At 57.1% G+C, this 11,195-nt stretch carries 6 protein-coding genes and 1 CRISPR repeat array; of the genes, 2 read left to right on the top strand and 4 right to left on the bottom strand.

The window, feature by feature from the left end:
• Positions 1-60: 60 nt before the first annotated feature.
• A CRISPR array of direct repeats spans positions 61-1,370; the repeat unit is 29 nt; unit sequence CGGTTTATCCCCGCTGGCGCGGGGAACAC.
• A gap of 257 nt (positions 1,371-1,627) precedes the next feature.
• Both cobU and GV764_RS20290 read right to left on the bottom strand, forming a co-directional pair.
• Positions 1,628-2,176 (bottom strand): bifunctional adenosylcobinamide kinase/adenosylcobinamide-phosphate guanylyltransferase, encoded by a 549-nt coding sequence (cobU, locus tag GV764_RS20295; protein WP_161661779.1) that lies wholly within the window; start codon positions 2,174-2,176, stop codon positions 1,628-1,630.
• Positions 2,176-3,687, bottom strand: a complete 1,512-nt coding sequence (locus tag GV764_RS20290; RefSeq protein ID WP_161661777.1) for a cobyric acid synthase — start codon at positions 3,685-3,687, stop codon at positions 2,176-2,178. Before GV764_RS20290 ends, cobU begins: the two co-directional genes overlap by 1 nt.
• Positions 3,688-3,798: 111 nt before the next feature.
• On the opposite strand from GV764_RS20290, the gene GV764_RS20285 reads away from it, so the two are divergent.
• Positions 3,799-5,112, top strand: coding sequence for an NAD(P)/FAD-dependent oxidoreductase (locus GV764_RS20285; protein WP_161661775.1), 1,314 nt, complete (start codon positions 3,799-3,801; stop codon positions 5,110-5,112).
• On the opposite strand, the gene GV764_RS20280 is transcribed toward GV764_RS20285, so the two are convergent.
• Entirely contained in the window at positions 5,109-6,314 is a 1,206-nt protein-coding gene (locus GV764_RS20280) for a serine hydrolase domain-containing protein (protein WP_161661773.1), read from the bottom strand. The two genes, GV764_RS20285 and GV764_RS20280, sit on opposite strands and share 4 nt — an antisense overlap.
• A gap of 140 nt (positions 6,315-6,454) precedes the next feature.
• Between GV764_RS20280 and yghU the strand changes: the two genes are divergently transcribed.
• Positions 6,455-7,306: a glutathione-dependent disulfide-bond oxidoreductase gene (yghU, locus tag GV764_RS20275; RefSeq protein WP_161661771.1), complete on the top strand. Its 852-nt coding sequence runs from the start codon at positions 6,455-6,457 to the stop codon at positions 7,304-7,306.
• Between the two features lie 48 nt (positions 7,307-7,354).
• On the opposite strand, the gene GV764_RS20270 is transcribed toward yghU, so the two are convergent.
• On the bottom strand, positions 7,355-10,714 hold the full coding sequence (locus GV764_RS20270; protein WP_161661769.1) for an autotransporter outer membrane beta-barrel domain-containing protein: 3,360 nt from the start codon (positions 10,712-10,714) through the stop codon (positions 7,355-7,357).
• Positions 10,715-11,195: the final 481 nt, after the last annotated feature.

Here is an 11,195-nt window from a genome sequence, read left to right as displayed (position 1 = left end):
GGTTTATCCCCGCTGGCGCGGGGAACACGGAAAGTGACTGAAGGTCGTATACTACCGGCCCGGTTTATCCCCGCTGGCGCGGGGAACACACGCGGAAAACCTGCGGCTGATCGGTGCTGTCCGGTTTATCCCCGCTGGCGCGGGGAACACACCTAGCCGCTCACATATGGCAAGTAATTTCACGGTTTATCCCCGCTGGCGCGGGGAACACATCCGCCGAATGGAGTCAGAGGTGTGGGTCACCGGTTTATCCCCGCTGGCGCGGGGAACACTTGCGACACCAAAACGGGTCGCGCTGTGCGCGCGGTTTATCCCCGCTGGCGCGGGGAACACCGGAATCCACCAACGCTCATGAAGACGTGTTGCGGTTTATCCCCGCTGGCGCGGGGAACACGCGTTAACGAAGCACAGCTATACTGGCGGCGTCGGTTTATCCCCGCTGGCGCGGGGAACACCCGTCCATATAGTCGAGAATAATCATGTTGCGCGGTTTATCCCCGCTGGCGCGGGGAACACGCTTCGACCGCAGGCAACATTCATCTAACCTGCGGTTTATCCCCGCTGGCGCGGGGAACACAGTTAGTGGCCTGGTTAGGTGGTTAATTCATACGGTTTATCCCCGCTGGCGCGGGGAACACGGACACCTGAAAAAATCGTGGTCTTAGTCATGCGGTTTATCCCCGCTGGCGCGGGGAACACTCGTGTAATTTTCGTGTAATTTCGTGCATCGCCGGTTTATCCCCGCTGGCGCGGGGAACACGCCGGTATCCGGTACCACACCGTCAAAGCTGACGGTTTATCCCCGCTGGCGCGGGGAACACCCGTCTTTCTCAATACTCAACCTGAGAAGATCCGGTTTATCCCCGCTGGCGCGGGGAACACTACTACGGGCTGTTTGAGGGGCTGGTGGCTGACGGTTTATCCCCGCTGGCGCGGGGAACACGCTGAAATCCAATCGCTGAAATCTCTCAACCTCGGTTTATCCCCGCTGGCGCGGGGAACACAGTTGCTTCCGCTTCCTGAAGTTGAGGAGCAGCGGTTTATCCCCGCTGGCGCGGGGAACACGCTGGGCGACCACACCTGGACGCTGGGCCAGATGGTTTATCCCCGCTGGCGCGGGGAACACTAACGGAACAGAGCGGAAATCCAGTTTTCTTGCGGTTTATCCCCGCTGGCGCGGGGAACACTCAGGGCAGGCCGCGAAGTAGGCATAAGCGGCCGGTTTATCCCCGCTGGCGCGGGGAACACATTGACATAATCAATGGCGCGGTGAGTAGCGACGGTTTATCCCCGCTGGCGCGGGGAACACGTTACGTTCGCATACCTCTCCGGCGGTGATCGCGGTTTATCCCCGCTGGCGCGGGGAACACTCTAAAAATATGTCACTGTTTTTAAAGAGCTTTATTACCTCAAGGCAAAGTACCAACTTTTTAATCACATTTCTTATGATGATCGAAGTTCCAGTTCCTTGATTTTAATAATAAAAAAAGAAACCTGAGCAACGGCGAATAGATCTACCACCATTCCACGTCGAAGAAGGGTGGCGGACGCACATTTCTTCCTGTTTTTTCGTAAATTCGTTAACGTTCTTTTCTCCACTCGCCCCAACATGATGCGTCGGGCCGCCTTATCCTTTAATCTTTACGCCAATCCCCGATACCACCAGCCACACCTGTTCCGCCTGCTCCGCCAGCCGCTGGTTGACGCGCCCGGCGATATCCCGAAAATGACGCGCTAAACGGTTTTCCGGCACGATGCCCATCCCCACTTCGTTGGTCACTAACACCACCGGAGACGGACAGGCCGCGCAGGCCATCAGCAGTTGCGTGATATGCGCGTCGATATGCGCTTCAATCGCCACGTAATCCCAGCTGTCTTCCGGCGTATCGCCAACGAAATCAAACAGCAGATTGCTGATAAGCGTGGTAATGCACTCCAGCAAAATGGCCTCCTGCGGATCGTTGTCTGGCGTAATGACGGCGGGTACATCGCGCCACGCCTCCACGGTACGCCAGTGCGCAGAGCGGCTCAGCTGGTGATGCCTGATTCGCTCTGCCATCTCGTCATCGAAAATCATTGAGGTGGCGATATACAGCACGCGCTCCGCCATGCCCTGCACAAGCCGCTCGCCGTGACGGCTTTTTCCGCTGCGCGCGCCGCCGGTAATCAGGATCATTAGCTGAGCTCCTTGTGCTCGCGCATAATCTGGTAAACGCGCGCTATATCAATGTGTTCACGCATCTGCTGCGCCAGCAGGTCGAACTGCTGCGCTTTATGGGCCGCGTAGTCCAGCACCTCGCCGTCCCACGGCTCGAGGCCTTTACGCTGGCGCAGGGTATCCAGCAGCGCGCGGGTAAAACCGCCGTTATCGAACAAGCCGTGCAGATAACACCCTGCGGCCAGGCCGTCCGGGCTGACCGCGCCGTCAACGCGATCGCTAAATGTTAACATTGGCTGAACGCCCTCGCCGCGCGTGGTTTCGCCCATATGGATTTCATAACCGGTAACCGGCTGCTGGCCGCAGCGCTGCAACAGGCCGCTGACGTTTTCCACCGTCACGCCCGTGACCAGGGTGGTGACTTTTTCCCGGGCGAAGCGGGTGGTAACGTCCAGTAATCCCAGCCCGGGCCGCTCGCCAAGCCCGGATTCCACCTCATCAATAATGGTAGTGCCAAGCATCTGGTAGCCGCCGCAAATGCCCATTACCGGCGTTCCGGCCTGATGCCGCGCCAGTAACGCCTCCGCCAGCCCGCTTGCGCGCAGCCACTGCAAATCGCCGAGGGTATTTTTACTGCCGGGCAGCAACAGCAGATCGGCATCGTTCAGTTGATGAGGAGACGTCACATAACGCACCCGCACGTCGGGCTGCGCCGCCAGCGGATTAAAATCGGTGAAGTTGGCAATATGCGGTAGCTGGATCACGGCGATCTCAAGGGGGCGATCTGTGACATCGCGATATTTACCGCGCTGGAGCGCCACGCCGTCCTCATCCTCCAGGCTAACGTCCAGCCACGGCATCACGCCAAGCACCGGCACACCGGTCAGCGCTTCGATTTGCTCCAGCCCGGAGGTCAGCAGTGCCACGTCGCCGCGAAACTTATTGATAATGACGCCCTTTACCCGCCAGCGCTCATGTTCCTGAAGCAGCGCTACGGTACCGTAAATGGCGGCGAACACCCCGCCCCGGTCGATATCCGCCACTAAAATCACCGGGCATTGCGCCAGTTCCGCCATGCCCATATTGACGATATCGCGGTCACGTAGATTGATCTCCGCCGGGCTGCCCGCCCCTTCCAGCACCATCACCTCATACTCTGCGGCCAGGCTCTGGTAGACGCCGCGTACCGTCTCGCGCAGTGTCGGTTTGTAATCGTGATAGCTCACCGCGTCCATGCCGCTGGCGACTTTGCCCATTAAAACGATTTGCGCGTTGCGATCGCTGGTGGGCTTGAGCAGGATCGGATTCATGCGCACGTCCGGCGCAATGCCCGCCGCTTCCGCCTGGAACACCTGGGCACGCCCCATCTCTTTGCCATCGGGCGTGATGCCGGAGTTCAGCGCCATATTTTGCGATTTAAACGGTGCGGTGCGATAACCATCCTGGAAAAAGATGCGGCATAGCCCGGCTACCAGCGTGCTTTTCCCCACATCCGAGGCGGTGCCCTGCAACATGATCGACAGGCTCATGCCCTCTCCTTATTGTACTTGTCTCAAATCAATCACCCTCAGATTATCACTGGCGTGAATGGCAATCTTTACTTTATAAAATTGGTTTATTTCCTAAAAGGATTCAGGGCCGTGCGCTACGCATCAATACCGTTTAATCACAATCAGGTGGGCTGGCCGGAAGGCGAACCGCATTTCGACCCGCACCCTACGCTGCGCGGCGATATCACTGCCGACTGGGTCGTCGTCGGCGCGGGTTTCGCCGGTGTGGCGTTCGCCCGTCGGCTCGCGGAAATTAATCCTGCCCTGAACATCGTTATTGTCGATGCCCACAGCGCGCGCGAAAGCTCCTCGGCGCGGAATTCCGGTTTCGTGATCGGCCTGCCGCATAATATCGGCAGCTCCACGGCGGAATTAAAAAAAGCCAACGCCTGGCGCAATCTGCTCCAGGAAGGTATTCGCCAGTTGGAAAGCCAGATTGACCGGCACGGGATTGCCTGCGACTGGGAAAATGCCGGGAAATACCATTGCCAGGTCGAGCGCGGCAACGATCGTATTTTAAATGAATATGCCAGCCATCTCGATTTAATGCGCGAGCCGTACCAGACCTTAGAAAGCGATGCCCTGTATGAAAAACTCGGCACCCGGTTTTACAGCAAAGGCATTTATACCCCGAGTTGCGTGCTGGTGAACCCGGCGCAGTTGATTTCCGGGCTGACCCACTGTCTGCCGGAAAACGTGCAAAGTTTTGATAACACCCCGGTGCTGCAGATCCGCTACGGCAGCGTGGCGGAAGTCGTGACGCCCTTCGGCGTCATCAAAACCCCAAAAGTGATGCTGGCGACCAACGCGCTGTCATCCGCCCTGCTGCCCGGCCTGACGCGTCAGGCGTCGATGGCGACCTTCGCCAGTATCACCGAGCCGTTGACCGACGAACAGCTGGCGACGCTGCCGCCGATGCAAAGCTGGGGGCTGACGCCGGTTAACGCCATCGCCGGGGCGACGTTCCGCTTTACCACCGATCGCCGCTTCCTGATCCGCCAGCACGTCACCCCCGCGTTAAAAGGCCAGGTCAGCGTGGAGCAAACCTGGCACGCCGCGCAGTTGCACCGCCGGTTGTTCAATAAAGTCTACCCGACGCTGCGCGAGGTGAATCTGGAGCATACCTGGTCCGGCACCATCAGCGTGACGCGTAACGGCGCGCCGGTATGGGGAGCATTGAATGAGGTGATTTGTACCGCAGGCGGCTGCAACGGCGCGGGAGTCTCAAAGCAGACCGTAGCGGGCAGCCTGCTGGCAGATGTGATGCTCAAACAGGACAACCCGTTGATTGCCGATATGCAGTCGCTGGGTGAGGCCAATTTCCTGCCGCCGTCGCCGATTCTGGATATTGGCATTGCGGGCTCGCTGCTGAAAGAGCGCTGGCTGGGGCGCAAAGAAGCCTAATTATTCGCGAAACGGTTGCCGGGGAGCTGGCGATCGTTTTTCGCCATATCCAGCAGCAACGTCATGCCGATGTAGTTGCTCCAGTTAAAGGCGTTTTGCAGCACCACCACCGCATTGCCTTTTTCTTTATCAAAGCCGATAAAGCTGGAGTAACCGCCGATATAACCCACCTGATAAGTAATTTTTTCCCGGCCAATAAAATCGGTGGCCCAGGCGATCTCCTGCGATCCTTCAGGGCGCTGGAAATAGATATTGCTGACCTCGGCAAATACCACATCCAGTACGCTATTGTCGGTTTTTGATACGTGATAGCGGGCATAGGCGATCAGATCTTCGGCGTTACTGTATAAACTCGCCGCCGCCACCATATTGTTAGTAAAGCGCCAGTCGGGCGTTAATTGCCCGCGCGGCATAAATTTTGGCTGATCTCCGGCGTGACCCAGTGCGCGCTGCGGAAAGCCTTTTAAGCGTTCCGGCGTAAAGCTGGTGCTGGCCATATTTAATGGCCGGAAAATATAGCGCGACGCCAGGGTCTGAATATCTTCGCCGGTTTTATATTTCAGGATATAGCCGATCAGCGCATAGCCGAGATTGGAATATTCCGGCGCTTTACTTTGCGGCGCCTGCCAGCGGGCTAAATAATCCAGCACGTTATCGCTGTCCAGCTCGCCATAAAAGTTTTCGCCGCTGCCTAAATAACCGATGAATTTTTTCAGCATCGGCAGATCCATATTCTGGCGCGGCAGCCCGGAGGTATGGGTCACCAGCTCCAGCAGGGTGATGTTGCGCGCATCTGCGCTGAGCGGCGTACCCGGCGGCAACAGGGCCGTCAGTGTGTCGTCCCAGCTGAGCCGCCCTTCATTCACCAGGCAGGTGACTACCTCCGCCGTCACCCCTTTACTGAGCGAACCCAGAGCAAACAGGGTATCCGGCCTGACCGGGTAGCGATGGCTTTCATCGGTGACGCCCCAGCTGTAATACTGCGGTTCGCCGTGGTTATGGATCACCGCTACCGTCATGCCGGAAACCGACTTTTGCGCCATATAGTGGCGTACCACGCTGTCGACATCGCCATCCAGCGATTCGTGGGTAAGCAGTTCCTGAGTGCCTGCCGGGGAAGACATTTGCGAGAGCGTACCGCAGCCGCTGAGTAACGGGATAACGAGCAGAAGCCAGCGAAATCGTTTAGTAATGTTCTGCATACCCGTTGTTATGTGTTGTGGTCATTTATAAGCGCGGAAAATGTATCACACTCCCGGCGTTTAATCGCACAGCTTGCTACACATTGCCCGCCAGCTCGGCTATCTTCGCTAAACATTTCAGTGTAAAGGCGGAGAAAACGATGTCCGAGCAATCCTGGCAACCCCCAAAAGTCTGGACCTGGCAAAAACAAGGCGGTACCTGGGGCAGCATCAATCGCCCTGTTGCTGGCCCGACTCACGAACGCACCCTCCCGGTGGGTAAACATCCGCTCCAGCTCTACTCGCTGGGCACGCCCAACGGCCAGAAGGTCACTATCCTGCTGGAAGAGCTGTTAGCGCTGGGCGAAAGCGGTGCAGAGTATGACGCTCATCTGATCCGCATCGGCGAAGGCGACCAGTTCTCCAGCGGCTTTGTGGACGTCAATCCGAACTCGAAAATCCCTGCGCTGATGGACCACAGCGTTAATCCGCCGGTGCGGGTGTTTGAGTCCGGCGCGATCCTGCTGTATCTGGCGGAGAAATTCGGCCATTTTCTGCCGAAAGACCACGCCGGGCGCACCGAAACCCTGAACTGGCTGTTCTGGCTGCAAGGCTCTGCGCCGTATCTCGGCGGCGGCTTCGGGCACTTTTATCACTACGCCCCGGAGAAAATCGAATACGCCATCAACCGTTTCGCCATGGAAACCAAACGCCAGCTTGATGTGCTGGATCGCCAGTTGGCTGACCATCGTTATATCGCGGGTGATGAATACACCATCGCCGATATCGCCATCTGGCCGTGGTACGGTGCGCTGGGCCTGGGCGGAATGTACGACGCGGCGGAGTTCCTGGATGTGGCGTCGTATAAAAACTTCCAGCGCTGGGTGCAGGATGTGAATGCCCGCCCGGCGGTACAGCGCGGCCGCAAGGTCAACCGCACCTGGGGCGATGCCTCTGAACAGCTGCATGAACGCCATGACGCGGCGGATTTTGACGCGCTGGAAGGCAAGTAACGAAATAGCGCCTGCCTCCGGCAGGCGCTTAACTCACGGCGCAGGCAATCAGAAGCGCCAGGTCGCCGACAGGTTTCCGGCTACCGCGTCATATCCGGTGCGGAACAGATCGCTGTTCACGCTGGCCCCGATCTCGACGTCTTTATTGATTGCATAGCTCATACCCGCCTGAACGCCCATGCCATCACGCCCGACCACCTGATTTTTAGTGGTGAAGCCAACGCCCCGATAGCCTGCGAAGCTGGCATCCTGCACCAGATCGGTATCCAGCAGTTCATGATCCCAGGTAAGTTGCAGGTTGGCTTTCACCGCGCTTCCCGCCGCCAGGGGTTTATCCCAGTTCGCCCCTACCCCGATACGCGACTGCAGCGAATGGAAGGTTTTTGAATCCAGATGGATCCGGGTGCCTTCGCTGCCGCTTTCGGTCAAATCTTCACGGGACAAGACGGTGTAGTTCAGCGCCGCCAGCGGCCCGGCTGACAGCGTGTCGCTCAGCGCCCAGTTGTAGCCGCCGCCTGCCGCCAGCGAACCGCTATAGCCGGTCCAGTCGGCGTGGTTACGCGACGAGTAATCGAGGAAGCTCACGCTGCGATCCATTTTCCCGTCTTCTACGCCGACGCGGCCATTACCAAACAGCCAGACGCCCGCCTGCGGATCGACGGCATAGCGCGCCTGCATCCCCACATCGAACGCCGTGGTTTTACCGGTGCCGTTTTCAGGCGCTTTCACTTTTACCGTCTGGCCGCTCACTGCACCATGGAAACCCACGATCCAGTTGGGTGCCGCCGCGCTCTGCTTCTCTGCGCCAAACAGAATGCCGTAGCTGGTGGCGTCATAGCCGATATGGTTATCCTGCCGGTTCTGCCACGTGCCGCCGCCGAACGGCACGGCGAAGCTGCGCCATTCATCTTCCGCGAGTTGCGACGGAGCCGTAGCAAACTGACGCGCGCCGATCAGATCGGCAATCTGCTGCTCGCGCTTCAGCGAGCTGGCAAACATGGCGCTGTATCCCGCCGGGGAAAGCTGGCTCAGCGCCCGGGCGATATCGCTGCCGTCTTCTGATGAGAAGTCGAGCGCCGTAAACATTGGCTGCATATCGCTGCCGGCACGGGGGACGATTTGCCCCAGCGCTTCCCCGACGCGGCGAGCGTTATCATCCTGCCCGTACTGGCTATAGGCGTTGTCTGCACGGCGGATCGCCAACTGATAAACGCCCTCGCCCTGCGGTGTAGCTTCCAGCGCCAGGGTTGGCGAGAACAGCAGGCTGTTTACCTCGCTGAAGTCTCCGCTGTAGGTAACGGATTGCAGCAGTTGCGTCGAGCTGAGCTGCCAGTCGGCGGCATACCAGTCCGGCTGCGGCGCCAGGGTCAGTTGCCCATCCAGCGCGGCATTGCCGTTAACAATTAAGGTATCGTGATTGCCTGCGCCGTCCACTTCCATCAACAGTTGCCCGGTCGGCCCCTGCTGGAAATCACCGTTGATAACGATTTGCCCAATGGAGTTGCCCGGCGAGACGATGCCGTCGTTATTAAACACGCCGTCAGCATTCAGGGTGTACTGACCGTTACCGGCCAGAGTCGCGTCTTCGAACACGTCCACGCTGTAGACGCTGTAGTTGCCGTTGAGCGATGTGATCCCACCCGCCGCGTTTAACGCCAGGTTGTTGATGCCGGAAATGTCATCATCGTAACGCATCTGGAAATCGTCATCGGCCTGGTCGGTGGCGCGGCCCTGGTCGTCAGCCAGCAGGCCGAAGGTGAGTTGCGTCAGACGCTGATCACCGTCGTCATCCTGCTGGTCGTATTCCGAGAGGATATCGCCCTGGAGCTGCGCGCCGCTCATGACGTTGATATTGTTGACCAGCGCATTTGAGGAGATATAAATCGCCGCCAGATTACCGGCGAGGCGACCGGTGATATCGACATTGTCTACCAGCGCGCCTTCGAGTTCCGACAGGGGGTCATCAACGATCTCAGAAGTACCATCATCATAATTTATCTGGATAGTGCGGATATAAGAGCCCCGGTATTCGGAAATATTACCCAGCAGGTTATTGCCGAAGTCAAACCGGGCGGCGACGCCATTTTCACCCAGCGCCTGAATATCGCCACGCTGGATAAAATTATGGTCTTTCCCGTAGGTAAACATTACGCCCTGGCCGTTCAGACCATCGGCATAAATCCGGGTGCCCGGCAATACCGTCAGGGTGTTGCCTTCACCATCCACGCGTACCCCCGCGCCGCCTGCGCCCGCCGTCAGCAGGTCTGCCGCCTGGGACACCTGGTTATTGCTGCCGTAGATATGCAGGCCCAGCCCTAACGGCGCGGTGTTATAAGCGCCTGCAATGTAGCCCGTGCCGTCGGCATTACGCAGCGAGTAACCGTTCTGGTTCACCAGCGTCTGCCCGTCGCCATAGACCGAGAAGCCGAAGAAATTACGGCGATCGATCTGGTATCCCATGTCCTGGAGCATCGCCAGTTCCGCTTCCATAAAGGTGGTGTAGTTGCGGTAGTTCTGGTGGCTCATCAGGCTGTTTCTGAGCTCTGAGTGGCTCATGTAGTCCGGGTCGACATAACCATCGACATCCAGAATTTTGACCGGCAGGCCGCGCATCGCGCCAGCCAGCACCTCGTTCACGTGGTCGCCGGTGAAGTAACCCTGGTCGAGACGCACATCAAAGGCATCAGATGTGTATTCGTTATCACATCCTGTACACAGTATTAATTGTCCCTGCCGAGCCGGGTTTCCGTTGTCGTCACGCAGATGTTCCGACCAGGTTCCAAATGAATCAAGGAAATAAGGCTGGTAAGCATCTTGATCATCGCTTGCATCGCCCGTCTTGTTATCAATACCGAGACCATGGGCCAGTTCATGTAATGCGATGCCGGTCAGATCTGCATCAGATGAACGGGGCAACTGGGAAGGCACATACGGCAGATTATCAAAAGCCATTTTTCCCATAACGAACTGGGCATGGGAGCCATAGACCAGTTCGCCGGTAGGCTGGCCGGTTAATAAAGCCTGAAGTTTCGTCAGGCTAAATGCTGCCTCCGAGGCCATTTCGCTCGTTCCTGCCGCATTATCAATATCAAACGTTCCCACATTGACGATGGCAGGCGTTTGTCCTGGCGGCGGCGTAATGACGGCCGCCCAGTAATCCAGCGCATTAAGAACTTTCGCTTTTTGAAGCGAGTTCATATTCCAGGTGGAGACCATTGGAGCAACATTGCCGTCTTCATCCGCGTCATCATCGTCGCCCGGCATAAACGGTCCGTCGGTGGTATCAAAAAAACGCGCGTCAAAAACGGCGACACCCTGAGGGTTATAAACTAAATGGCTTTCTAACGCGTAAGCATGCAGACTGGCGAGCGCCAGCGATATGGCAGCAGCAAGTGCGACTTTCTTCATTTCCTTGTCCTTATCTGACAACATTAAGGCGTAGATGCAGTGAGAGTGCATCGTAATGATGAGTAAAACGGACGCACCGGCGTTCCGCGTGTGGATATAAAATATATTGTTATCGTTGACGGTTTTATTATTGCCCGCGCCTTTTTTTATGATTAACGGCAACGTAAAAAAAATATTGAGATCAACGGCATCCGTCTGCTCAAAGAAACAGAGGAAATTCAACTAATTCTCTGTCAGTAAAAACCAGGTCCTGAAAATTAAACAATTAAGTATGTTGTAATTACTCTTTCGCTAATTAACGAATATATTTTCACCTTGTTTTAAAATAGCCTTTCTCGCGGCTTGCAGATGAATGTCATAAAAGTCTGTTTGATAAGGCAGCGTAATTATCCTTTATACCAGGCGCAAATTCCCCGACGGAAAATTGTGATGAGCACGGCGGTTTGGCATCCAAATGACGGCGTCCGGGTGCCCGGTGCGA

This window comes from Atlantibacter hermannii (assembly GCF_009907385.1).
GTDB lineage: Bacteria > Pseudomonadota > Gammaproteobacteria > Enterobacterales > Enterobacteriaceae > Atlantibacter > Atlantibacter hermannii_A.
The sequence above is the reverse complement of the archived record's forward strand: the minus strand, read 5'-3'. Positions and strand labels throughout refer to the sequence as shown.